Genomic DNA, 23405 nt, shown 5'->3' with positions numbered 1-23405 from the left:
GTCCGGCACCAGGTGCCGGACCGCCTCTCACGCTTTCCACGCGCTGCGCGCCGACGGGCGGACCCGGCGGGCCCGTTGCACAATTCACGGGTGAACGCCGAAACGGACACCTCCGCGGCCACCCTGACCAGCGGTGCCGCCGGTTCGCTGCGACGGCTGGCCGTCCCCGCCGGTGTCCTCACCGCGGTCGGTATGGGCTTCGCGTACGTCGGGTCCGTCGACCCGAACGAGCCGGGCCACTACCCCGCCTGCCCGCTGCTCCACTACACGGGGATCTACTGCCCCGGCTGCGGCGGTCTGCGCAGCGCCCACGCGCTCGTCCACGGCGACCTCACGGCCGCTCTGGGGGACAACGCGCTCGCCGTGGCGGGCTACGCCCTCTTCGCCGTCCTGTGGGCCGTATGGGCCGTACGGGTGGCACGGGGGCTGCCCGTACGGATCGATCTCGGACGCCCCCACCTGTGGGCCGTGGGCGCCGTGGTCCTTGTCTTCACGGTTGTCCGGAACCTGCCCCTAGGTGGCTGGCTCCATCCTTGATCAACAGTATTTGTCCAGGTAGTGGGACCGGCGTCAACCGGATGCGGAGCCTGCGCCCTCCTCCGGATATCATCACTGTGACCAGTGGATTGCTCCTCGGGGCAATCAGCTTCCACCGCTCCACCGTCAGGAAGGGGGCCGCTCGCGTGAGTGTGCTCGACGAGATCATCGACGGAGTCCGTGCCGACCTCGCGGAGCGGCAGGCGCACGTCAGCCTCGACGAGCTCAAGGAGCGCGCGGCCAAGGCACCTGCCGCCAAGGACGGGGTGGCCGCCCTGCGCGGCGACGGCGTCAAGGTGATCTGCGAGGTCAAGCGTTCCAGCCCGTCCAAGGGCGCGCTCGCCGCGATCGCCGACCCGGCCGGCCTCGCCGCCGACTACGAGGCGGGCGGCGCCGCCGTCATCTCCGTACTGACCGAGCAGCGCCGGTTCGGCGGTTCGCTCGGCGACCTGGAGGCCGTGCGCGCCAAGGTCGACATCCCGATCCTGCGCAAGGACTTCATCGTCACCTCGTACCAGCTGTGGGAGGCCAGGGCGTACGGCGCCGACCTCGCGCTGCTGATCGTGGCCGCCCTGGATCAGCCCGCCCTCGAGTCGCTCATCGAGCGCGCGGAGTCCATCGGGCTCACGCCGATCGTCGAGGTGCACGACGAGGACGAGGTGGAGCGCGCCGTGGACGCGGGCGCCCGCATCATCGGCGTGAACGCGCGGAACCTCAAGACGCTCAAGGTCGACCGCGACACGTTCCAGCAGGTCGCCCCGGAGATCCCCAACCACATCGTCAAGATCGCCGAGTCGGGCGTGCGAGGCCCGCACGACCTCATTGCGTACGCCAACGCGGGCGCCGACGCCGTCCTCGTGGGCGAGTCCCTGGTGACCGGCCGCGACCCGCGCACCGCGGTCTCCGACCTGGTCGCCGCGGGCGCCCACCCCGCCCTGCGCCACGGCAGGAGCTGACCTCCCCGATGGCCATCGCCGCCCGCCTCGCACCCGGCTGCCGCCCCCGCGGCTGCCGGGCGCCGGCGCGGCGTGTGCACGGGCGCCGGGTGCGTTACGTCATCGGCGACGAGCCGGGTCAGGTCAACGGGATGCGATGGTGCTGCGCCCCATAAGGGGCGCGGTGAACGGCGCGGGCCCGCCACAGGCGGCCCGCTGCCGACAAGTAACCCTGCCCCATGGCGCGTAGTGTCCACACCCGTTCACACCATGAGGTTTCGCATGCCCAGTAACTTCTTCATTCCCGACCCCGAAGGTCAAGTCCCCACCAGTGAGGGGTACTTCGGCGCGTTCGGCGGCAAGTTCATCCCGGAGGCGCTCGTCGCCGCCGTCGACGAGGTCGCCGTCGAGTACGACAAGGCCAAGAACGACCCGGCCTTCGCCGCCGAGCTCGACGACCTGCTCGTCAACTACACGGGACGGCCCAGCTCCCTCACCGAGGTGCCGCGGTTCGCCGAGCACGCCGGTGGCGTCCGGATGTTCCTCAAGCGCGAGGACCTCAACCACACCGGCTCGCACAAGATCAACAACGTGCTCGGCCAGGCCCTCCTGACCAAGCGCATGGGCAAGACCCGCGTCATCGCCGAGACCGGCGCCGGCCAGCACGGCGTGGCCACCGCCACCGCCTGCGCCCTCTTCGGCCTCGAGTGCACCATCTACATGGGCGAGATCGACACCGAGCGCCAGGCGCTCAACGTGGCGCGCATGCGGATGCTCGGCGCCGAGGTCGTCGCCGTGAAGTCCGGCAGCCGCACCCTCAAGGACGCCATCAACGAGGCGTTCCGCGACTGGGTCGCCAACGTCGACCGCACGCACTACCTCTTCGGGACCGTCGCGGGACCCCACCCCTTCCCGGCGATGGTCCGCGACTTCCACCGCGTCATCGGCGTCGAGGCCCGCCGCCAGATCCTGGAGCGCGCCGGACGCCTGCCCGACGCGGCCGTGGCCTGCGTCGGCGGCGGCTCGAACGCCATCGGCCTCTTCCACGCCTTCATCCCCGACGCCGACGTGCGCCTCATCGGCTGCGAGCCGGCCGGCCACGGCCTGGAGACCGGCGAGCACGCCGCGACGCTGACCGCGGGCGAGCCCGGCATCCTGCACGGCTCACGGTCCTACGTCCTCCAGGACGACGAGGGCCAGATCACCGAGCCCTACTCGATCTCGGCGGGCCTCGACTACCCGGGCATTGGCCCCGAACACGCCTTCCTCAAGGACAGCGGCCGCGCCGAGTACCGCGCGGTCACCGACGACGCCGCCATGCAGGCACTGCGCCTGCTCTCGCGCACCGAGGGCATCATCCCGGCCATCGAGAGCGCCCACGCGCTCGCCGGAGCCATCGAGGTCGGCAAGGAGCTCGGCAAGGACGGGCTGATGATCGTCAACCTGTCCGGGCGCGGCGACAAGGACATGGACACGGCCGCCCGCTACTTCGGCCTGTACGACACCGACGCCGCCGTCGCGGCGGACGCGGCCGGGACCGGCGCGGAGATCCAGGGAGACGCCAAGTGAGCGGCAACATCCAGCTGTTGAACGACACCCTCGCCGCCGCGCGCGCAGAGGGCCGCTCCGCCCTCATCGCCTACCTCCCCGCCGGGTTCCCGACCGTGGACGGCGGCATCGAGGCGATCAAGGCCGTCTTCGACGGCGGCGCCGACGTCGTGGAGGTCGGGCTGCCGCACAGCGACCCCGTCCTCGACGGGCCCGTCATCCAGACCGCGGACGACATCGCGCTGCGCGGCGGCGTCCGGATCGCCGACGTCATGCGCACGGTCCGCGAGGCCCACGCGGCGACCGGCAAGCCGGTCCTCGTCATGACGTACTGGAACCCCATCGACCGCTACGGCATCGAGCGGTTCACCGCCGAGCTCGCCGAGGCGGGCGGCGCGGGCTGCATCCTGCCCGACCTGCCCGTCCAGGAGTCGGCGACCTGGAGGGAGCACGCGGACAAGCACGGCCTCGGGACCGTCTTCGTCGTCGCCCCCAGCAGCAAGGACGAGCGCCTCGCGACGATCACCGCCGCGGGCTCCGGCTTCGTGTACGCCGCCTCCCTGATGGGCGTCACCGGCACCCGCGAGTCCGTCGGCAACCAGGCCCAGGACCTCGTGCGCCGCACCAAGGCCACCACCGACCTGCCGGTCTGCGTCGGCCTTGGCGTCTCGAACGCGAAGCAGGCGGCCGAGGTCGCCGGGTTCGCCGACGGGGTCATCGTCGGCTCGGCGTTCGTGAAGCTGATGCTCGACGCGGACGACCAGGCCGCCGGACTCGCCGCCGTGCGGGCCCTCGCGGCGGACCTCGCGGACGGGGTGCGCGTCAAGGCGTAACCCATGACGTCGTAGCCCATTACGTCGTAACCCATATGGGTGGACCTGGGACCGGGGAGGCACGCTGGTGCCTCCCCGGTTCGTTTGGTGGGTGTGAGCGAGAAGAACCGTGACGGAAAGCGCACCGCCCGTGACCGGCTGGCGGAGGAGCGCGAGAAGCAGAGAGCCAAGGACAGGCGCCGCAGGGGCGTGATCGTGGGGGGCGCCGTCGTGGGCGTCCTGGCGCTGGCCGCCGTGATCGGCGTGATCGCGGCGAATTCCGGTGACGACAAGAGTGACGCCTCGGGGCCCGTCGTCGCCCCGCAGGGTGCGGTCGGCAAGGACAGCCTCGCGATCCCGGTCGGCAAGGACAGTGCGAAGTCGACACTCACGGTGTGGGAGGACTTCCGCTGCCCCGCGTGCAAGGCCTTCGAGAACGCCTACCGCACGACGATCCACGAGCTGACCGACTCCGGACAGCTCAAGGTCGAATACCACCTGGCCACGCTCATCGACAAGAACATGGGCGGCAGCGGCTCCCTGCGCGCGGCGAACGCGGCGGCGTGTGCCCAGGACGCCGGGAAGTTCACCCCGTTCCACGACGTCCTCTACGAGAACCAGCCCCCGGAGACCGACGACGCCTTCGCCGACAACGGCAAGCTGATCGCGCTGGCCGGCAAGGTCGGCGGCCTCGTGACGCCGGACTTCAGGAAGTGTGTCGACGACGGCAGCCACGACAGCTGGGTCAAGAAGTCGAACCAGGCGTTCCAGGACGGCGGCTTCCAGGGCACGCCGACGGTGCTCCTGAACGGGAAGAACGTGTTCGGTGACCAGGCCAACCCGCTGACCCCCGCGAAGCTGAAGCAGATGGTGCAAGCGGCCGACAAGCCGTAGGAGCGGCCGCAGACGCGAGGTCTCGTTATGGACCCGTAGCCGGGCTGGTTGCCGCCGCCACGGCCCGGCACGGTAGCGTCGACATTGCCATGACTCTTGCCTTCATCCCCAGCCCGGCTCACGGAGTGGTCCATCTCGGACCCATTCCGCTGCGGGCCTACGCGTTCTGCATCATCATCGGCGTCTTCGTGGCCGTCTGGCTCGGCAACAAACGCTGGATCGCCCGCGGCGGGCGATCCGGCACCGTTGCCGACATCGCGGTCTGGGCCGTGCCGTTCGGCCTCGTCGGCGGGCGGCTCTACCACGTGATCACGGACTACGAGCTGTACTTCAGCGAGGGCCGCGACTGGGTGGACGCCTTCAAGATCTGGGAGGGCGGCCTCGGGATCTGGGGTGCCATCGCGCTCGGCGCCGTGGGCGCGTGGATCGGGTGCCGCAGGCGCGGCATCCCGCTCCCCGCCTATGCCGACGCCATCGCGCCCGGCATCGCCATCGCGCAGGCCATCGGCCGCTGGGGCAACTGGTTCAACCAGGAGCTGTACGGCAGGCCCACCGACCTGCCGTGGGCCCTGAAGATCACGTCGTCGGCGGACGGGCGCGTGCCGGGCACGTACCACCCGACCTTCCTGTACGAGTCCCTGTGGTGCATCGGTGTCGCGCTGCTCGTGATCTGGGCGGACCGCCGCTTCAAGCTCGGCCACGGGCGGGCCTTCGCGCTCTACGTCGCCGCGTACTGCGTGGGCCGCTTCTGGATCGAGTACATGCGCGTCGACGACGCCCACCACATCCTCGGTCTGCGGCTCAACGACTGGACCGCGATGGGTGTCTTCCTGCTCGCGGTGATCTATATCGTGATCTCGGCGAAGATCCGCCCCGGCCGCGAAGCGATCGTGGAGCCGGGTACCGGTGACGATGACACGGACACTGACACGGCCAAGGCCAAGGGCGACGACTCCGACCCCCGGGACAAGGCTGAGGTCAAGGAGGAGGACAAGGCAGCGGGTGACGCTGCCGAGTCCACCGAGGCGGCCGAGGACGAGGCCGCCGGCAAGGACGAGGCCAACGGTGAGGCAGGGGCCACGAAGGCCGGGAAGAGCTAGCTGAGCCTCACCACCCATACGTCGACGGGGGCGCCGGATCGATCCGATCCGGCGCCCCCGTCGCTCTGTCCCGGTCAGCCCCCGCGACGGCGTGACGCCAGCGCAAGGACCCGGCGCGCGTCCGACACGATCGCCGCGTCGACGAAGCGGCCGTCGGGCAGCGCCAGGGCCCCCGCCTCCGTGGCGGCGGCGCCGACGACCTCCGTCGCCGCGTCGACCTCCGCCGCCGTCGGCAGGAACGCCGCCTCGATGACGGGGAGCTGGCGTGGATGGATCGCCATACGGCCGAAGAAGCCGAGCGCCCGGCCATGCGAACAGGAGCGGGCCAGGCCCACCGTGTCGCGGACGTCCGGGTAGACGGACTGCGGCGGCGGGGGCAGCGCCGCGGCGCGCGCGGCGACGACCGCCCGCCCGCGTGGCCACGCCAGACCCTCGCCGTTCGCCACGCCGAGCTCCGCCCGCAGATCCGCCTCGCCCAGCGCGATGCCCCGTACGCCGGGATGCCGCGCGATCTCGTACGCCTGCTCGACGCCGAGCGCCGACTCCAGGAGGGCGTACAGGGGCGGCACCTCGACCGACCAGTCCGAGACACGGTCCAGATCGGCGGGGCCGTGGACCTTGGGAAGGCGCAGGGCGCCGAGGCCCGGGAGCGGGGTGAGCCGTCTGACCTCGGACTCGGCGCGCGGCGAGTCCAGCGCGTTGACCCTCACATGCACCGGCACCGGGTGCTTCTCGGCGAGCAGCTCGGCGGTCGCGTCGAGGGCGTACGCCTTACGGTCGGGGGCGACCGCGTCCTCCAGGTCGATCAGGACCACGTCGGCGCCCGAGTCGAGCGCCTTCGCCACCACCTCCGGCCGGTCTCCCGGGGCGTAGAGCCAGGTCAGGAACGTCTCGTAGGACTGAGCGGTCACAGCGCGCCCGCCTCGCGGAGGGTGGTGATCTCCGAGGGGGAAAGACCGAGGCCCGTAAGGATCTCGTCCGTGTCGGCGCCGTGGGGGCGGCCGGCCCACTTGATCGCGCCGGGGGTCTCGGAGAGGCGGAACAGCACGTTCTGCATCCTGACCGTGCCCAGCTCGGGGTCGGGCACCTCGGTGATCGAGCCGAGCGCCTGGTACTGCTCGTCCTCCATCACGTCGCGGATGTCGAAGACGGGGGCGATGGCGGCCTCCGCCTTCTCGAAGGCCGCGAGGACGTCGTCCCGCGAGTGCCGGGCGATCCAGGACCCGACCGCAGCGTCGAGTTCGTCGGCGTGGCCCGCGCGGCCCGCACCCGTCTCGAACCACGGCTCGTCGATCAGCTCGGGGCGGCCGACCAGGCGCATCACGCGCTCGGCGATCGACTGGGCGGACGTGGAGACCGCCACCCACTTGTCGTCGCTCGTGCGGTAGGTGTTGCGCGGGGCGTTGTTCGTGGACCGGTTCCCGGTGCGCGGCTGCACGTAGCCGAGCTGGTCGTACCAGATGGGCTGCGGGCCGAGGACCGTCAGCATCGGCTCGATGATCGCCATGTCGACGACCTGGCCCCGCCCCGTCCGCTCGCGGCCCTGGAGCGCGGCCATCACCGCGTACGACGTGGAGAGGGCGGCGATCGAGTCCGCGAGGCCGAACGGCGGGAGTGTCGGGGGGCCTTCGGGCTCGCCGGTGAGCGCGGCGAAGCCGCTCATCGCCTCGGCGAGCGTGCCGAATCCGGGGCGTCGCGAGTACGGCCCGAACTGGCCGAAGGCGGTGACGCGGGTGAGTACCAGGCGCGGGTTGGCGGCGTTCAGTTCCTCCCAGCCGAGGTTCCACTTCTCCAGGGTGCCGGGACGGAAGTTCTCGATCAGTACGTCCGCGTCCGCGACCAGCTTGAGGAGGATCTCGCGCCCGCCCGGTGTGGAGAGATCGAGGGTGATGTTCCGCTTGTTGCGGCCGAGGAGCTTCCACCACAGGCCGACGCCGTCCTTCGACGGGCCGTGGCCTCGGGACGGGTCCGGTTTACGGGGATGCTCGACCTTGATCACGTCCGCGCCGAAGTCGCCCAGCAAGGTGGCGGCGAGCGGGCCGGCGAAGAGGGTGGCGAGGTCGAGGACGCGCAGGCCCTGCAGGGGGGCGGGGTGTTGGGGGGTGGGGGTGTTGGGTGAGGGTGTGTCGGGCGTGGTGGTGGGGTGCTGGTCGTGATCGGAATTCATGTGCGGGCCTCCTGAGTGAGCCTGGCCAGTTCGTCGAAGCCGATCCCGTCGAAGTCGGCGACCGAGGTCGCCAGACGGTTCTTGAGCGGGGTGGTCCAGCGGTCGTCGATCGCGTCGGGGGAGCCGGCGAGGAGGCCGGCGATCGAACCGGCCGTCGCGCCGTTGGAGTCGGTGTCCCAGCCGCCCGACACCGCACGGCAGATGGACCCCGTGAAGTCGCCGTCGGCGTGGGTGAGCGCGGCGGCGAGGAGCGCCGCGTTGGGCAGGACGTGCACCCAGTGGTGGTCGTGGGCGTAGCGGGCGTGGAGCGTGTCGACCACGGACGCGAAGCCGGCCGGGGTGCCGGTGGGTTCGGCGCGGGCCGTCTCGATGCCGAAGCGGATTGCCTGGGCGTAGCGCGAGTCGGGTGGGATCACGGAGAGGCCGGCGTCGAGGGTGCTGTGGATGGTGGGGGTCGTGGGGGTGGTGACTGTGGTGGGGGTGGCGCGGGGTGGTGTCTCGGTGTGGGGCGTGGTGGCGGCTGGTGCTGCTGCATGGGTTGTCGTGGCGGTTCGTGCTGCTGCGTGGGCGATGGCTGCCGCTACGAACATCTCTCCGTAGACGCCGTTCGCCGTATGCGTCAACGTCGCGTCCGTGTGGGCCAGCTCGGCCGCCCGGGCGGGGTCGCCGGGGTTCGTCCAGCCGAAGACGTCCGCGCGGATCTGGGCGCCGATCCACTCCCGGAACGGGTTGTGGTGCACGGCCGTGTCCGGGGGCTCGATGCCGTCCAGGAGATTGCGGTACGCGATGCGCTCCGCGGTGAACGTGCGGCCCGCCGGCAACTCGTCGAGCCACAGCTGCGCCACGTCCGCCGTGGTGAACTCGGCGCCGTGGCGCCGGAGCAGGAGCAGGCCGAGGAGCGGGTAGTTGAGGTCGTCGTCCTCCGGCATGCCGTCGATGTTCTCGGCGAGGGAGGTGGGGCGGGAGCGGCGGTTCCAGGGGTAGCGCTCCGCCACGTCCTGCGGGAGGTTCCGGTGCGTGAACCAGGTGTTCAGAGGCCAGTTGGACGTGGACTTCGCGATGGCCCGGATGCCGTGCAGGGGGAGTTTCTCCACGGGTTTGCCCAGGAGGCAGCCGACCGCTCTGCCCAGCCAGGACGCGTGCAGGCTTTTCGTCCCGGGGGTTTCTGTGGGCGCCGCCCCCAGGCCCCCGCGTTCCCTGTCCTCAAGCGCCGGACGGGCTGGTTGAGGGGTGAGTTGCCTGATCTCCGGAAAGGAGGTCGGTTCAAGTGCCTTCAGGGGGCTCTGTGTTGAGGCCAGTTCGTCCAGGAGTGTGTTCGCCAGTGCCCGTAGTCCTGGGTCCTGGGGTGGCGGTGACGCTCCCGCGCGCTCGGGGGGCGGGTGGCCGCCCGCCTCGCGCCAGCGGCGCTCCACCTCGCTCGCGTCCCGGCCGTCCTGTGCTGCCTGGCGCAGCTCGTGGCCGAGCAGGTCCTCGGGCTGGACCCAGGTGAGGCGCAGCATCACGACCCCGCGGTCGCGGTGAGTTCGGCGAACGCCGCCTCGTGGGACCGGCGGCGGGTCATGTCCTTGGCGAAGACCTCGCGCGTGACCCGGGCCAGTGAGGCCGCCGGTGTGTGCAGGTCGAGTCTGCTCGCGCGGGCCACCTCACCGCTCCACTCCTGCGGCACCGCCGACTCCCCGTGCAGCGCACCCACGATCGCACCGCTCATCGTCGCGATCGAGTCGCAGTCACGGCCGTAGTTGACCGAGCCGAGGACCGTCCGGCGGAAGTCGCCTTGGCCGACCAGGAGCATCCCGAGCGCGATCGGCAACTCCTCGATCGCGTGCAGCCGAGACGGGCGGCGCGCCCCGAGCGACGGCTTGCGGTACTCCGGGCCGACCGTGTCGAACGGCGTGACCGCCTCCCGCAGCGGTCCCAGCGCGTCCTCGAAGTCCGTGTGGTCACGCGCCACTTCGCATACCGCATCGATCGCCGACCTCGTGCCGTCCTTCGCGAGAGCCAGCGCCTCCTCGACCACCGACTCCGGCGTCGCACCCGGCCTGAACGCCGCGGCGACCGCCGCCGCGAAGACGCCCGCGGCCTCCCTGCCGTACGACGACTGGTGTGCGCCCGCGACGTCCAGCGCCTCCTCGTACGCCCTGCCGGGGTTGCCGGCGTTCACCGCTCCGACCGGAGCCATGTACATCGCCGCGCCGCAGTTCACGATGTTGCCCACGCCCGCCTCGCGCGGGTCCACATGGCCGTAGTGGATGCGCGCCACGATCCACTTCTCGGCCAGGAAGATCCGTTGCAGCGGGAGCGCCTCCGCCTCCAGCTCCGGGATCCAGCGGGTGTTGGTGATCAGGTCGGGGACGAGGTGGTCTGCGACCGCGTACGCGTCCAGGTGGTCCCGTACGTTCTCGTAGACCCTGATCAGCGCGTGCGTCATCAAGGTGTCGTCGGTGACGTGACCGTCGCCCTTGTGGTACGGGGCGATCGGGCGCGCCGTACGCCAGTCGTCCTTGTGGAACGGCTCCACGATGCCGCGGACCCGGCCGCCGTGGCGCTCCGCGATCGCCTCCGGCGTCCAGCCCTCCACCGGGCCGCCCAGCGCGTCGCCCACCGCGGCGCCCAGGAGGGCTCCGGTGGTGCGGTCCTCCAGGGAGCGGGGGGTGGGGGTTCCTTCCGGGGTTCGCTTCGGGGTGGGGGTGGCCGTTGTGGGGGTGGTCATCAGGGGCCTTTCGGTGTGGTTGCTGCCCTGGTCAGGTCTGTTGCGATGTCCACGAGGTCCGTTCCTGCCAGGCGCGGGAGTGCGCAGCCCGCGAGCATGCGGCAGGCGTCCCGCCAGCTCGCCGGGAGCGTGTCGGCTCCGCCGATCGCTCCGGTCAGCGCGCCCGCCAGCGCCGGGGCCGAGTCCGCCACCCGCGAGAGGCACGCCGCCGTGGGTACCGCCTCCGTCACATCGCCGCCGGCCGCGGTCGCCACGGCCAGGGCCACCGGGACCGTTTCCGCCGCCGCGATGCCGTAGCTGTAGACGTGGTCGACGATTTCGTGCTCCAGGACCGGGACCAGGGCGAACGCGTTTCCCGGCAGGCCGGGGCGGGCCGCGGCCGCCCTTCGCGCCAGGTCCACCGCGTGCAGCGCGTTGCGGCGGATCTCGGTTCCCTCGGGGAGCTGGGCCAGCGCGGCGTCCACGCAGGCGTCCACCGGTGCGCCGCCCAGCGCTGTCGCCACGGCCGCCGCCATGGCTCTGGCGCCGTACACCCCGTCGCCGTCCTGGGTGTACCGGGCGTCGAACTCCGCCAGTTCCGCAGCGAGTTCGGGGGCACCCGGGTGGACCACGGCCAGTACGGCCGCGCGTACGCAGGCCGCGTCGTCGAAGTAGTGCGGGTTGTCGTGTCCTGTGGCCGGGGGGCTCAGGCCCGCCGCCAGGTTGCCCAGGCCCGCTCTTACAGAGATGCGTGCCCGCATCGGCATGCGCGCCGATTCGATCTCGTCCGCTCGGGCCGTTGCCTCGGCCACCTCGGCGGCGAGGGTGTTCCAGGCGAGGGTGAGTGCCGTGCGTACGTGTTCGTCCGGGGGGAGGTTCGCGCTCCGGGCTCTCGCCTTGGTGGCGTTCAGGATCGAGGCTGCCGTGAACGCCGCCCATTCCGCATCGTCCGACGGGCCCAGACGCAGGGGTTCCGGGGGCTGGTTGAGCGCGATCGGTACGGGGAGCGTCGTGGTCGCGTTCTGCTCCGCGAACGTGTCCAGTTCTCGGGTCAGGCGGCGGGTCCATTCGGGGAGGCGGGCTGCGCGGTGTCGGCCCGAGGGCCAGCCTGCGGCGTCGCCTGCGGCGATGCCCAGTAGTAGGCCCTCGATCCGGCGGGGGGTTGTGCGGGCTGCTGTGGCGCGGGGTTTCGTTTCGGGTGTGACCGTGGGGGGCGTCATGTCGTGCGGGCCTCTCCGGGGTGGGCTGTCGGGCGCGGGCCTGTTCTCGGCTTGTGGCTCGCGCCCGTGGCGGGTGCGGGGCCGGTCCGGTATGTCCGTCCTCGCTTGGATGGTTCGGCGTCGGTTTTCGTGCGCGTCAGTTGTGGGTGCCGCTCCGGGCGGACATACCGGCCCGGCCCCTTCCGTTCGGTCGCGGGTGCCGGTGCGTTGGGGCCGGGGTCCGTCGGACCCTCTGTGTGGGTGGGTGCCGGGGCTCTCATCCGGTGTACGTGGGTGGGGGCGGGGGCCCAAGCCCGTGTATGTGGGTGGGTGCGGGGGCCCAAGCCCGTGTATGTGGGTGGGTGCGGGGGCCCAAGCCCGTGTACGTGGGTGGGTGCGGGGTGGTGGGGCGTCACGTTGTGGCTCCCGCTGGGGGTGAGGGCTTGGGGGTCAAGGTGTTGGCGATGTCCAGGATGTGACGGCCCGTCATTGAAGGTAGGCAGCTGCCCCGGACCGGGCCGATCGTCTTCGCCCAGTCGGCGGGGATCGTGCGTTCGCCGCGTAGCGCGCCGGCCAGGGCGCCTGCCACCGCGGCCGTCGTGTCCGCGTCGCGGCCCATGTTCACCGCCATCAGGACCGACTCCCTGAACTCGCCCCGGGCCGCGGCGAACGCGCCGAAGGCCAGGCCCACCGCCTCGGGGGCGAGGTCCGGCCAGGGGTAGCCGCCGATCACCACCGCCCGGCGTACCTCTCGTTCCATGGAGAGCTGGGTGCCGTCGGGGTCACGGCGGGCCCTGCGGGCCGCCGCCACCGCGCGGTGCAGCGAGCGCGCCGTCCAGGAGTCCTCGGGGATCGCGGACAAGGCTGCCTGGACCACCGTGTCCGGGTTGTGGCTCACCATCGCCGCCGCGACCCCGGCCGCCACCGCCCGGCCTCCGAGGATGCCCTCCCCGTCGTGCGACACCGAGCCGTCCACCGCTGCGAGGCGTGCCGCCTCCGCCGGGCGGCCCGCCGCGTACACCCCGAACGGGGCCGCCCGCATGGCGAGTCCGTCGCTCCACGCGTGGCGGTGCTGCGCCGAGATGGGTGCCGCAAGGCCCCGGCGAAGGTTCTCCAGGGTTCCTCTCTCGCTGAAGCCCGCGCCCCGGAACGGGCCCTCGTCGCGGTCGGCGATCCATGTGTGCCAGGCCGCCTCGACATGTCCCACGGTGAGCGCCGAACCGTGGTCCGCGAGCAGCAGGCCCGAGAAGATCGCGTACTCGGTGTCGTCCGTGCCCGCCGGGTCCGGCGAGACGAAGCCCTCGATACGGCCCCATCGTTCGCGGATCTGCGACGGCTTCATGTTCTCGGCGGGCGCGCCGAGTGCGTCGCCCACCGCGAGGCCGAGCAGGGCTCCCCGGGCGCGGTCCCGCAGGGAGATCGCGGCCGGCGGCTGGCGGTGCGGGACCGTGCCGAGCCTTCGGGGACCTTCCGCGTCCTGCGACGGGTCGGGGTCGAGGCTGACGCTCATGGCGTGTTCGGACTCTGCGAGGTGCGGTGGGCACTCATGTGGTCCTCGTGTTCTCGGTCGGCGGTGCTGTGGATGCGCGGACCACCAGGCGCGGTGGGGCCGTGGCCGTGGTGCCGCGGGACATCGGGGCCGTGCCGTCCAGGCGTTCCACCAGGAGTTCGGCCGCGCGCCGCCCGCGTTCTGCCGAGCCCAGGTCGACGCTGGTCAGCGGGGGCCACACGGACTGGGCGAGCACGCTGTCGTCCATCCCCGCGACCGCTACGTCCTGCGGTATGCGCAGGCCCCGCGAGTGCAGTGCGCGGGCCGCGCCGAGCGCCAGCTGGTCGTTGGCGCAGAACACGGCGTCGGGTCGCCGGCCGAGCAGTTCTCCGGCGGCCCGGGCGCCCGCCTCGATACCGAAGCCGGTCTCGACGACCAGCGCGTCGTCGTACACGAGTCCGCACTCGGCGAGAGCCGCGCGGTAGCCCTCCTCCCGGTTGCGGCCGGGGACCGTGTCGGAGGGGCCGTTGATGAACGCGATGCGGCGGCAGCCGGTGTCGTGCAGATGGCGTACGGCGAGGGCCGCGCCCGTCACCGAGTCGGCGCGGACACTGTCCACGGGCACCCCGGACGGCAGGGACCCCATGACCACGACGGGGCCCGCCGCGCAGGTCAGCGCGTCGATGTGGTCGTCGGTGATGCGGATGGGGCAGATGATCAGGCCGTCGCTGGTGCGGTCACCGAGGCTGCGCAGGACGGCGAGTTCGTCGTCGACGACCGCGTCCGTGGAGTGCAGGAGCAGGCGGTAGCCCGCCGTTTTGGTGACGCCCTGGACGGCGCGGACCATCGCCACGTAGGCCGGGTTGCCGATGTCGGGCAGCGCGAAGGTGAGCTGCCGGGTCCTGCCGTCCTTGAGGGAGCGGGCCACGGCGTTGGGTACGTAGCCGAGGTCCGACGCGGCGCGCTCCACCCGCTCGACGGTCTCCCGTCGTGCGCCCAGGCCGTTGAGGACACGGGAGACCGACGCGATGGAGACCCCGGCCCGCCGTGCGATCGACACGATCGTCGGCTGGCCGCCGCCCGGCACCGGAGACATGGGGTCGCTCCTCACCGCAGTTGGAAACGTTTACAGGTGTTGCGGCGATGTTTCCCCCGTCCGTCAACGCTCAGATCATGTGATCCATCTCTCGGGTGACGGTGAGGGCCGTTCGGGCGGGTGGGCAAAGCGGTCGAAAGCCCAGGTAAGTACGGCCTTCCTTGCTGGCGGGGGCTCGAATCCGTGCGTACTTTCGACGATGTTGAGGGGGGAGTCCGGTCCCGCGGGAACGCTGCGCGGCATCGGCTCCGTACGAGAGGAGCACTGGGCGAAATGGCCATCATCGAGACCGAAGCGACGCTGCACGACGCGCACCGCGACAACCACACGCACCGCGACGTCAACGGCGGCTGGCTGCGCCCCGCGGTGTTCGGCGCGATGGACGGACTCGTCTCGAACCTGGCCCTGATGACCGGTGTCGCGGGCGGCGCCGTGTCGCAGCAGACGATCATCATCACCGGGCTCTCCGGCCTTGCCGCCGGCGCCTTCTCCATGGCCGCCGGCGAGTACACCTCCGTCGCCTCCCAGCGCGAGCTGGTCGAGGCCGAACTCGACGTCGAACGGCGGGAGTTGAGGAAGCACCCCGCGGACGAGGAGCGGGAGCTCGCCGACCTCTACATCTCGCGTGGTGTGGAGCCCGACCTCGCACGGGAAGTCGCGCGCCAGTTGTCGAAGGACCCCGAGCAGGCTCTCGAGATCCATGCGCGCGAGGAGCTGGGCATCGACCCCGGTGACCTGCCGTCGCCGACCGTCGCCGCCGTCTCCTCCTTCGGTTCCTTCGCGCTCGGCGCCCTGCTTCCGCTGCTGCCCTATCTGCTGGGTGCGAGCGCCCTGTGGCCCGCGGTCCTGCTCGCACTCGTCGGCCTCTTCGCCTGTGGGGCGATCGTGGCCAAGGTGACGGCGCGGTCCTGGTGGTTCAGCGGGGTGCGCCAGCTGGCTCTCGGTGGTGCCGCGGCGGGTGTGACGTATCTCCTGGGCAGCCTGTTCGGTACGGCCGTAGGATGACGCCCCAGTGATGGCTATACAGGTCTCTGTATAAGTAGCCGTTACCCGGCGGTTTCGATTGCTTAACGGCGGGGCATGAGCCGTAAGCGCTGCGGGCAATGACGCCCGCCTCGCTCATGGACCCGCGGACATCGATCTGCCCGTGAAGGTCCCTTATTCCGCCGCCGTTCCGCCATCGGGAGCGGCACCGCCACCGCCACCGCGGTGTCCGCATACTGGAACGCAGTATCCGGTTCCCGAGAACCGTTCCATTATGTAACCTGCATGAAATTTGCACCCCCAGCAGAGGGCCAACGTCGTCCCTCGGCAGATGTCATATGCCACGAAAAACGACGACGGGAGAGCCGATGCGCACGCCGCGCCAGCCGTCCCAGCACTCCATGAACCAGCCGTACATGGATGCTCGCCCTGCCGCCCAGGGCATGTACGACCCCCGCAACGAGCACGACGCCTGTGGCGTCGGCTTCGTGGCCACCCTCACCGGCGAGGCGAGCCACGCGCTGGTCGAACAGGCGCTCACGGTTCTGCGCAACCTGGAGCACCGAGGTGCCACCGGTTCCGAGCCCGACTCGGGTGACGGAGCGGGCATCCTGTCCCAGGTCCCGGACGCCTTCCTGCGTGCCGCGGTCTCCTTCGATCTGCCCGACGCCGGCGCGTACGCGGTCGGCATCGCCTTCCTGCCCGTCGACGAGGCCGACAACGCCGCCGCCGTCTCACAGATCGAGACGATCGCCGCCGCGGAGGGCCTCACCGTCCTCGGCTGGCGCGAGGTGCCGGTCGCCCCGCAGCTCCTCGGCGCCACCGCCCGCTCGACGATGCCGGCCTTCCGCCAGATCTTCGTCTCGGACGCCGACGGCACCGCGAAGGACATCGCGCTCGACCGCAAGGCCTTCGTCCTGCGCAAGCGTGCCGAGCGTGAGGCCGGCGTGTACTTCCCGTCGCTCTCCGCCCGCACCATCGTCTACAAGGGCATGCTGACCACCGGCCAGCTCGAGCCCTTCTTCCCCGACCTGTCGGACCGCCGATTCGCATCCGCGATCGCGCTCGTCCACTCGCGGTTCTCCACGAACACCTTCCCGAGCTGGCCGCTCGCGCACCCGTACCGCTTCGTCGCGCACAACGGTGAGATCAACACGGTCAAGGGCAACCGGAACTGGATGAAGGCGCGCGAGTCGCAGCTCGCCTCCGACCTGTTCGGCGCCGAGGACCTGTCGCGGATCTTCCCCGTCTGTACCCCCGACGCCTCGGACTCGGCGTCCTTCGACGAGGTGCTCGAACTGCTGCACCTCGGCGGCCGCTCCCTGCCGCACAGCGTCCTGATGATGATCCCGGAGGCCTGGGAGAACCACGCCTCCATGGCGGCCGACCGCCGCGCCTTCTACCAGTTCCACTCCGCGATGATGGAGCCCTGGGACGGCCCGGCGTGCGTGACCTTCACCGACGGTACGCAGGTGGGTGCCGTTCTCGACCGCAACGGTCTGCGCCCCGGCCGTTACTGGGTCACCGACGAGGGCCTCGTCGTCCTCGGCTCCGAGGTCGGCGTCCTCGACATCGACCCCGCGAAGGTCGTCCGCAAGGGCCGCCTCCAGCCCGGCAAGATGTTCCTCGTCGACACCGTCGAGCACCGCATCATCGAGGACGACGAGATCAAGGCCGGCCTGGCCGCCGACAAGCCGTACGCCGAGTGGCTCGAGGCCGGTGAGATCGAGCTCGAGGACCTCCCCGAGCGCGAGCACATCGTCCACACCCACGCCTCGGTCACCCGCCGCCAGCAGACCTTCGGCTACACCGAGGAAGAGCTGCGCGTCATCCTCACGCCGATGGCCAAGACCGGCGGCGAGCCGCTCGGCTCCATGGGCACGGACTCGCCGATCGCGGCGCTCTCCGCCCGCCCGCGGCTCATCTTCGACTACTTCACCCAGCTGTTCGCGCAGGTCACGAACCCGCCGCTGGACGCCATCCGCGAGGAGCTCGTCACCTCGCTGCGCTCCACCCTCGGCCCGCAGGGCAACCTGCTCGAGCCGAGCGCGGCCTCCTGCCGTTCGGTCACCCTGCCCTTCCCGGTGATCGACAACGACGAGCTGGCCAAGCTCATCCACATCAACGCCGACGGCGACATGCCCGGCATGAAGGCCGCGACCCTGTCCGGCCTGTACCGGGTCTCCGGCGGCGGCGACGCGCTCGCCGCCCGCATCGAGGACATCTGCGCCGAGGCCGACGCCGCCATAGAGGCCGGCGCCCGCCTGATCGTGCTCTCCGACCGGCACTCCGACGCCGAGCACGCGCCGATCCCGTCGCTGCTGCTCACCGCGGCCGTCCACCACCACCTCATCCGTACGAAGCAGCGCACCGAGGTGGGCCTGCTCGTCGAGGCGGGCGATGTGCGCGAGGTCCACCATGTGGCCCTCCTCATCGGCTTCGGCGCCGCGGCCGTCAACCCGTACCTGGCGATGGAGTCCGTCGAGGACCTGGTCCGCGCCGGCACGTTCCTGCCCGGCGTCGAGGCCGAGCAGGCCATCCGCAACCTGATCTACGCGCTCGGCAAGGGCGTCCTCAAGGTCATGTCCAAGATGGGCATCTCGACCGTCGCCTCTTACCGAGGCGCCCAGGTCTTCGAGGCCGTCGGCCTCGACGAGGCCTTCGTCGAGAAGTACTTCAACGGCACGGCGACGAAGATCGGCGGCGCCGGTCTCGACGTCATCGCCCAGGAGGTCGCCGCCCGCCACGCCAAGGCGTACCCGGCGAGCGGTATCGCGCCCGCGCACCGCGCCCTCGACATCGGCGGCGAGTACCAGTGGCGCCGCGAGGGCGAGCCGCACCTGTTCGACCCGGAGACGGTCTTCCGCCTCCAGCACGCCACGCGCAACCGCCGCTACGACATCTTCAAGAAGTACACGGGCCGCGTGAACGAGCAGTCGGAGCGTCTGATGACGCTGCGTGGCCTCTTCGGCTTCAGGAGCGGCCGCGAGGCGATCTCCATCGACGAGGTCGAGTCGGTCAGCGAGATCGTCAAGCGGTTCTCCACGGGCGCCATGTCGTACGGCTCCATCTCCAAGGAGGCGCACGAGACCCTCGCCATCGCCATGAACCAGCTGGGCGCCAAGTCCAACACCGGTGAGGGCGGCGAGGACGCGGACCGGCTGTACGACCCGGCGCGCCGCTCCAGCATCAAGCAGGTCGCCTCCGGCCGCTTCGGTGTCACGAGCGAGTACCTGGTCAACGCGGACGACATCCAGATCAAGATGGCGCAGGGCGCCAAGCCCGGCGAGGGCGGCCAGCTGCCCGGCCACAAGGTCTACCCCTGGGTCGCCAAGACGCGTCACTCGACGCCGGGCGTCGGGCTCATCTCGCCGCCGCCGCACCACGACATCTACTCCATCGAGGACCTGGCCCAGCTGATCCACGACCTGAAGAACGCGAACCCGCAGGCGCGGATTCACGTGAAGCTGGTCTCCGAGGTCGGCGTCGGCACGGTCGCCGCGGGTGTCTCCAAGGCGCACGCCGACGTGGTGCTCATCTCCGGCCACGACGGCGGTACCGGCGCCTCGCCGCTGACCTCCCTCAAGCACGCCGGCGGTCCCTGGGAGCTCGGTCTCGCCGAGACCCAGCAGACCCTGCTGCTCAACGGCCTGCGCGACCGCATCGTCGTCCAGACCGACGGCCAGCTCAAGACCGGCCGCGACGTCGTCATCGCCGCGCTGCTCGGCGCCGAGGAGTTCGGTTTCGCGACCGCGCCGCTCGTCGTCTCCGGCTGCGTCATGATGCGCGTCTGCCACCTGGACACCTGCCCGGTCGGCATCGCCACGCAGAACCCCGTCCTGCGCGAGCGGTTCTCCGGCAAGGCCGAATTCGTCGTGAACTTCTTCGAGTTCATCGCCGAAGAGGTCCGCGAGATCCTCGCCGAGCTCGGCTTCCGCACCATCGAGGAGGCCGTCGGCCACGCCGAACTCCTCGACACCGAGCGGGCCGTGGACCACTGGAAGGCCCAGGGCCTCAACCTCGAGCCCCTCTTCTACGTCCCCGAGCTGCCCGAGGGCGCCGTGCGCCACCAGGTGATCACTCAGGACCACGGCCTGGAGAAGGCCCTGGACAACGAGCTGATCAAGCTGGCCGCCGACGCGCTCGCCGCGAACGCGCAGGCCGACGCCCAGCCGGTCCGCGCCCAGGTCGCGATCCGCAACATCAACCGCACGGTCGGCACCATGCTCGGCCACGAGGTGACGAAGAAGTTCGGTGGCGCGGGCCTGCCCGACGACACCATCGACATCACCTTCACCGGCTCCGCGGGCCAGTCGTTCGGCGCGTTCGTGCCGCGCGGTGTCACGCTCCGTCTGGAGGGCGACGCCAACGACTACGTCGGCAAGGGCCTGTCCGGCGGACGCATCGTGGTCCGCCCGGACCGCGGCGCCGACCACCTCGCCGAGTACTCGACGATCGCGGGCAACACGATCGCGTACGGCGCCACGGGCGGCGAGCTGTTCCTGCGCGGCCGCACCGGCGAGCGCTTCTGCGTCCGCAACTCGGGCGCGACGGTCGTCTCGGAAGGCGTGGGCGACCACGGCTGTGAGTACATGACCGGTGGCCGCGCGGTCGTCCTCGGCGAGACCGGACGCAACTTCGCGGCCGGCATGTCCGGCGGCATCGCGTACGTCGTCGACCTTGACCTCGACAACGTGAACGCCTCGTCCCAGACGGCAGTCGAGGCCCTGGACGACACCGACAAGCAGTGGCTGCACGACGTCGTGCGCCGCCACGCGGAGGAGACCGGCTCGACGGTCGCCGAGAAGCTCCTCGCGGAGTGGACGGTGGCGGTGGGCCGCTTCAGCAAGATCATCCCCAGCACGTACAAGGCAGTGCTCGCCGCCAAGGACGCCGCCGAGCGAGCCGGACTCTCCGAGTCCGAGACCACCGAGAAGATGATGGAGGCGGCGACCAATGGCTGATCCCAAGGGCTTTCTCAACCATGGCCGCGAGGTCGCCAAGACCCGTCCGGTCGGCGAGCGCGTGCGGGACTGGAACGAGGTCTACGTTCCCGGCTCCCTGCTCCCCATCATCAGCAAGCAGGCCGGCCGCTGCATGGACTGCGGCATCCCGTTCTGCCACAACGGCTGCCCGCTCGGGAACCTGATCCCCGAGTGGAACGACTACGCGTACCGCGAGGACTGGTCGGCGGCGCAGGAGCGGCTGCACGCCACCAACAACTTCCCGGAGTTCACCGGCCGCCTCTGCCCGGCGCCCTGTGAGTCGGCGTGCGTGCTCGGCATCAACCAGCCGGCCGTCACCATCAAGAACGTCGAGGTCTCGATCATCGACCAGGCGTGGGACCGCGGCGACGTCGCGCCCCAGGCCCCGGAGCGCCTCTCCGGCAAGACCGTCGCCGTCATCGGCTCGGGCCCGGCGGGACTCGCCGCCGCCCAGCAGCTGACGCGGGCCGGCCACACGGTCGCCGTCTACGAGCGCGCCGACCGCATCGGCGGCCTGCTCCGCTACGGCATCCCCGAGTTCAAGATGGAGAAGCGCCACATCAACCGCCGCATCGAGCAGATGCGCGCGGAGGGCACCAAGTTCCGTACGGGCGTGGAGATCGGCCGCGACATAGACGCCGCGAAGCTGCGCAAGCGCTATGACGCCGTGGTCATCGCCGCCGGTGCCACGACCGCCCGCGACCTGCCGGTCCCGGGACGTGAACTCAAGGGCGTCTACCAGGCGATGGAGTACCTGCCCCTGGCCAACAAGGTCCAGGAGGGCGACTACGTCACCACGCCCGTCTCCGCCGAGGGCAAGCACGTCGTCGTCATCGGCGGCGGCGACACCGGCGCTGACTGCGTGGGCACCGCCCACCGCCAGGGCGCGGCCTCGGTCACGCAGCTGGAGATCATGCCGCGTCCGGGCGAGGACCGGAACGCGGGCCAGCCCTGGCCGACGTTCCCCATGCTCTACAAGGTGACGTCCGCGCACGAGGAGGGCGGCGAGCGGGTCTACTCCGTGTCGACCACCCACTTCGAGGGCGACGAGGACGGCAACGTCCAGTACCTGCACCTCGGCGAGGTGGAGTTCATCGACGGCAAGCTGACGCAGAAGCCGGGCACGGAGCGCAGGATCCCCGCCCAGCTGGTCACGCTCGCGATGGGCTTCACGGGCACGGACCAGGACAACGGCCTCGTCTCCCAGTTCGCCCTGGACCTCGACGCGCGCGGCAACGTGGCGCGCGACGACGAGTTCCAGACCAACGTCCCCGGCGTCTTCGTCGCCGGTGACGCGGGCCGCGGCCAGTCGCTCATCGTGTGGGCCATCGCGGAGGGCCGCTCGGCCGCCCGCGGGGTCGACCGGTTCCTGACCGGAGCCAGCGAACTGCCGGCCCCGATCCGCCCGACGGACCGCTCCCTGACCGTCTGACCGACGCGACGGCGGTCTGAGGGCCCCTCAAAAGACGTCCCGTACAACGGCGTACGGAACTGAGCGCGACGCTCGCCCGAACTGTCCCCGACCGGACGCCTGGGCGGGCGTCGCGGTGCGTCGGCCCTCCGCCGCGCCGCGGTCACTCACTGCGTGACGAGCCGGAGCGGATGGTGCGGGTCGCGGGGGCACACGGCGATGGTCAGGCGGCCGCGGCCGGGGGAGACGCGGGTCGGGGTGTTGGCGCCCCCGGCACCACTGTCCTGCCGGTCCTCGTACGGGATCCAGCTGGTCGTGCTGGGATCCCACTCGGTGGCGGCCGCGGTCAGGAGCGGGAAGAGGTCCGCGTCGCAGGCGGCGCAGTTCAGACGGGTCGGCCCCGTGAGGTTCCAGGCGATGTGACCGCCGACCTTCCAGCCGGGGGCCGTCGACAGGTCCGACACGTAGACCTCGTCCTCGTCCTCCTCCTCGCCGTCGGGCGCGGCCCAGCGCTCGATACGCTCCTGCAGCCCGGGTCCGAGCTCCTCGAACCACGGGTACTCGGTGACCACTTCGGGGTGCAGGACGCACGCACTCGGGACGAGCTCCTCGCGGCCCACGACCTCGGGCACCGGCTGCTCGGAGAGCGGTTCGGTGACGTCCGCGGCATGACGTCGGCGGAGGTGGACGTGCGGCTCGTGGCGGGTCTCGCCGTGCCGCTCGTAGCCGCACCAGAACACCTGGAGCAGATCGCCCTCTTCGGGGAACGGCAGTCCGGGGACGTCACGGCGGTGGAGCTGGGCGACGGCGAGCAGCGGGATCGGGTCGCTGTCGGTCAGGTCCGGGGCGTGCCGGCCGCGCTTGAAACCGGCGAGTTCGGCGCGGTCCTCGGTGTTCGGGCCGGACCGCGGATCGCGCCGCCAGGCCCGGTCCAGGATCTCCCGCCTGCACAGGACATCGGCGTAGCGGTAGCCGCTGGACCGCCTGTGCGCGATCGTGCAGACCGGCCACGGCTCGCCTGCGGGCCACAGCATCGGACCGCCGACCGAGCTGTCGTGCACCGTGGGGGTGCCGGGCCGTGGATGCAGCCGGGTCGCCGAGCGGCGCAGCGCACCCAGCTCGGGGAAGAGCGCTTCGACGTCGACGGGGCGGGGCGGGGTGGTGCGCGGCATGGGGCAGGGCTCCCGGGCATCGGGTGTCGGTCACGGTCGGCGAGGGCGGAGGGGACCCTATCCGCTAGGGATCCGCGCAGGGCTTCCAGCCGGGATCGCGGTGCGTACCCCCGGGGCGGTCGGCGAGGGGATGGCCGCGGGCCTCGTTGAACGCCGTTCCGTGGCCGCGCCGACCAGGCGACGTGATCTTCCCCGTCGGCGTGCCCGACCGCAGCATCCGGCTGAACGCCTTGTGCGCGTCGCCGCCGTGGCCCTCGAACGTCTCCGCGAACTCCCGCATGGCGTCGGCCATTTCGCGGTAGTCGTCCTCGTGGTGCTCATCCGCCTATGGCGTGTGGAACTGGGGCTTGGGTGGGCATCATGTGCGTCTGCGCCGGGGTCCCACCG

At 71.4% G+C, this 23405-nt stretch carries 19 protein-coding genes; 10 read left to right on the top strand and 9 right to left on the bottom strand.

Features of this window, described 5'->3' with window-relative positions:
• Nucleotides 1-90: 90 nt before the first annotated feature.
• The 7 genes from ACWFR4_RS01495 to lgt all read left to right on the top strand — a co-directional run bounded on the left by ACWFR4_RS01495 (nucleotide 91) and on the right by lgt (nucleotide 5826).
• A complete protein-coding gene (locus ACWFR4_RS01495) occupies nucleotides 91-537 on the top strand; it encodes a DUF2752 domain-containing protein (protein WP_453468838.1) in 447 nt (148 codons plus the stop codon).
• A 146-nt stretch (nucleotides 538-683) separates the two neighbouring features.
• Nucleotides 684-1493 (top strand): indole-3-glycerol phosphate synthase TrpC, encoded by an 810-nt coding sequence (trpC, locus tag ACWFR4_RS01490; protein ID WP_453650204.1) that lies wholly within the window; start codon nucleotides 684-686, stop codon nucleotides 1491-1493.
• A gap of 8 nt (nucleotides 1494-1501) precedes the next feature.
• On the top strand, nucleotides 1502-1648 hold the full coding sequence (gene trpM, locus ACWFR4_RS01485) for a tryptophan biosynthesis modulator TrpM (RefSeq protein ID WP_368080809.1): 147 nt from the start codon (nucleotides 1502-1504) through the stop codon (nucleotides 1646-1648).
• A 106-nt stretch (nucleotides 1649-1754) separates the two neighbouring features.
• The gene (trpB, locus tag ACWFR4_RS01480; RefSeq protein ID WP_453468836.1) at nucleotides 1755-3041 is read left to right on the top strand and encodes a tryptophan synthase subunit beta; all 1287 of its coding nucleotides are present in this window, start codon (nucleotides 1755-1757) and stop codon (nucleotides 3039-3041) included.
• A complete protein-coding gene (gene trpA / locus ACWFR4_RS01475) occupies nucleotides 3038-3853 on the top strand; it encodes a tryptophan synthase subunit alpha (protein ID WP_453650203.1) in 816 nt (271 codons plus the stop codon). Before trpB ends, trpA begins: the two co-directional genes overlap by 4 nt.
• A gap of 93 nt (nucleotides 3854-3946) precedes the next feature.
• A complete protein-coding gene (locus ACWFR4_RS01470) occupies nucleotides 3947-4726 on the top strand; it encodes a DsbA family protein (RefSeq protein ID WP_453468834.1) in 780 nt (259 codons plus the stop codon).
• Between the two features lie 89 nt (nucleotides 4727-4815).
• Nucleotides 4816-5826, top strand: a complete 1011-nt coding sequence (gene lgt / locus ACWFR4_RS01465; RefSeq protein ID WP_453650201.1) for a prolipoprotein diacylglyceryl transferase — start codon at nucleotides 4816-4818, stop codon at nucleotides 5824-5826.
• A 74-nt stretch (nucleotides 5827-5900) separates the two neighbouring features.
• Here the strand turns inward: lgt and ACWFR4_RS01460 are convergent, their stop codons facing one another.
• The 7 genes from ACWFR4_RS01460 to ACWFR4_RS01430 form a co-directional block, all read right to left on the bottom strand.
• Nucleotides 5901-6737 carry an HpcH/HpaI aldolase/citrate lyase family protein gene (locus tag ACWFR4_RS01460; RefSeq protein ID WP_453461483.1) on the bottom strand — a complete coding sequence of 279 codons (837 nt, stop codon included), beginning with the start codon at nucleotides 6735-6737 and terminating at the stop codon, nucleotides 5901-5903.
• Nucleotides 6734-7993: a CaiB/BaiF CoA transferase family protein gene (locus ACWFR4_RS01455; RefSeq protein WP_453650199.1), complete on the bottom strand. Its 1260-nt coding sequence runs from the start codon at nucleotides 7991-7993 to the stop codon at nucleotides 6734-6736. Before ACWFR4_RS01455 ends, ACWFR4_RS01460 begins: the two co-directional genes overlap by 4 nt.
• The gene (locus tag ACWFR4_RS01450; protein ID WP_453650197.1) at nucleotides 7990-9492 is read right to left on the bottom strand and encodes an ADP-ribosylglycohydrolase family protein; all 1503 of its coding nucleotides are present in this window, start codon (nucleotides 9490-9492) and stop codon (nucleotides 7990-7992) included. The genes ACWFR4_RS01455 and ACWFR4_RS01450 overlap by 4 nt, the downstream gene beginning before the upstream one ends.
• The gene (locus tag ACWFR4_RS01445) at nucleotides 9492-10703 is read right to left on the bottom strand and encodes an ADP-ribosylglycohydrolase family protein (protein WP_453650195.1); all 1212 of its coding nucleotides are present in this window, start codon (nucleotides 10701-10703) and stop codon (nucleotides 9492-9494) included. Before ACWFR4_RS01445 ends, ACWFR4_RS01450 begins: the two co-directional genes overlap by 1 nt.
• Nucleotides 10703-11902 (bottom strand): ADP-ribosylglycohydrolase family protein, encoded by a 1200-nt coding sequence (locus tag ACWFR4_RS01440; RefSeq protein ID WP_453650193.1) that lies wholly within the window; start codon nucleotides 11900-11902, stop codon nucleotides 10703-10705. Before ACWFR4_RS01440 ends, ACWFR4_RS01445 begins: the two co-directional genes overlap by 1 nt.
• 391 nt (nucleotides 11903-12293) lie before the next feature.
• Nucleotides 12294-13391, bottom strand: coding sequence for an ADP-ribosylglycohydrolase family protein (locus ACWFR4_RS01435; protein ID WP_453650191.1), 1098 nt, complete (start codon nucleotides 13389-13391; stop codon nucleotides 12294-12296).
• 34 nt (nucleotides 13392-13425) lie between these two features.
• Entirely contained in the window at nucleotides 13426-14466 is a 1041-nt protein-coding gene (locus tag ACWFR4_RS01430) for a LacI family DNA-binding transcriptional regulator (protein WP_453461497.1), read from the bottom strand.
• Nucleotides 14467-14739: 273 nt separating this feature from the next.
• Here ACWFR4_RS01430 and ACWFR4_RS01425 point away from each other — a divergent pair, with 273 nt between their 5' ends.
• From ACWFR4_RS01425 to ACWFR4_RS01415, 3 genes are all read left to right on the top strand, one after another.
• Nucleotides 14740-15471, top strand: coding sequence for a VIT1/CCC1 transporter family protein (locus ACWFR4_RS01425; protein ID WP_375994585.1), 732 nt, complete (start codon nucleotides 14740-14742; stop codon nucleotides 15469-15471).
• Between the two features lie 347 nt (nucleotides 15472-15818).
• The gene (gene gltB, locus ACWFR4_RS01420; protein ID WP_453461503.1) at nucleotides 15819-20414 is read left to right on the top strand and encodes a glutamate synthase large subunit; all 4596 of its coding nucleotides are present in this window, start codon (nucleotides 15819-15821) and stop codon (nucleotides 20412-20414) included.
• Nucleotides 20407-21867 (top strand): glutamate synthase subunit beta, encoded by a 1461-nt coding sequence (locus tag ACWFR4_RS01415; RefSeq protein ID WP_453461506.1) that lies wholly within the window; start codon nucleotides 20407-20409, stop codon nucleotides 21865-21867. Before gltB ends, ACWFR4_RS01415 begins: the two co-directional genes overlap by 8 nt.
• A 146-nt stretch (nucleotides 21868-22013) precedes the next feature.
• On the opposite strand, the gene ACWFR4_RS01410 is transcribed toward ACWFR4_RS01415, so the two are convergent.
• Together ACWFR4_RS01410 and ACWFR4_RS01405 are read right to left on the bottom strand one after the other, a co-directional pair.
• Nucleotides 22014-23018: a hypothetical protein gene (locus ACWFR4_RS01410; protein WP_453650190.1), complete on the bottom strand. Its 1005-nt coding sequence runs from the start codon at nucleotides 23016-23018 to the stop codon at nucleotides 22014-22016.
• Nucleotides 23019-23082: 64 nt separating this feature from the next.
• Nucleotides 23083-23310, bottom strand: coding sequence for a hypothetical protein (locus ACWFR4_RS01405; protein ID WP_453650188.1), 228 nt, complete (start codon nucleotides 23308-23310; stop codon nucleotides 23083-23085).
• Nucleotides 23311-23405: the final 95 nt, after the last annotated feature.

The organism is Streptomyces sp. NPDC055140, from assembly GCF_053607285.1.
This window is presented reverse-complemented; position numbering and strand designations above follow the sequence as displayed.

What these genes read in the sequence shown, in the direction of transcription:
- lgt (WP_453650201.1), top strand. Translation starts at nt 4,816, where the DNA reads ATGACTCTTGCCTTCATCCCCAGCCCGGCTCACGGAGTGGTCCATCTC.
- ACWFR4_RS01450 (WP_453650197.1), bottom strand. Translation starts at nt 9,492, where the DNA reads ATGCTGCGCCTCACCTGGGTCCAGCCCGAGGACCTGCTCGGCCACGAG.
- trpB (WP_453468836.1), top strand. Translation starts at nt 1,755, where the DNA reads ATGCCCAGTAACTTCTTCATTCCCGACCCCGAAGGTCAAGTCCCCACC.
- ACWFR4_RS01410 (WP_453650190.1), bottom strand. Translation starts at nt 23,018, where the DNA reads ATGCCGCGCACCACCCCGCCCCGCCCCGTCGACGTCGAAGCGCTCTTC.
- ACWFR4_RS01425 (WP_375994585.1), top strand. Translation starts at nt 14,740, where the DNA reads ATGGCCATCATCGAGACCGAAGCGACGCTGCACGACGCGCACCGCGAC.
- ACWFR4_RS01440 (WP_453650193.1), bottom strand. Translation starts at nt 11,902, where the DNA reads ATGACGCCCCCCACGGTCACACCCGAAACGAAACCCCGCGCCACAGCA.
- ACWFR4_RS01405 (WP_453650188.1), bottom strand. Translation starts at nt 23,310, where the DNA reads ATGGCCGACGCCATGCGGGAGTTCGCGGAGACGTTCGAGGGCCACGGC.
- trpM (WP_368080809.1), top strand. Translation starts at nt 1,502, where the DNA reads ATGGCCATCGCCGCCCGCCTCGCACCCGGCTGCCGCCCCCGCGGCTGC.
- ACWFR4_RS01445 (WP_453650195.1), bottom strand. Translation starts at nt 10,703, where the DNA reads ATGACCACCCCCACAACGGCCACCCCCACCCCGAAGCGAACCCCGGAA.
- ACWFR4_RS01415 (WP_453461506.1), top strand. Translation starts at nt 20,407, where the DNA reads ATGGCTGATCCCAAGGGCTTTCTCAACCATGGCCGCGAGGTCGCCAAG.
- gltB (WP_453461503.1), top strand. Translation starts at nt 15,819, where the DNA reads ATGCGCACGCCGCGCCAGCCGTCCCAGCACTCCATGAACCAGCCGTAC.
- ACWFR4_RS01435 (WP_453650191.1), bottom strand. Translation starts at nt 13,391, where the DNA reads ATGAGCGTCAGCCTCGACCCCGACCCGTCGCAGGACGCGGAAGGTCCC.
- ACWFR4_RS01430 (WP_453461497.1), bottom strand. Translation starts at nt 14,466, where the DNA reads ATGTCTCCGGTGCCGGGCGGCGGCCAGCCGACGATCGTGTCGATCGCA.
- ACWFR4_RS01455 (WP_453650199.1), bottom strand. Translation starts at nt 7,993, where the DNA reads ATGAATTCCGATCACGACCAGCACCCCACCACCACGCCCGACACACCC.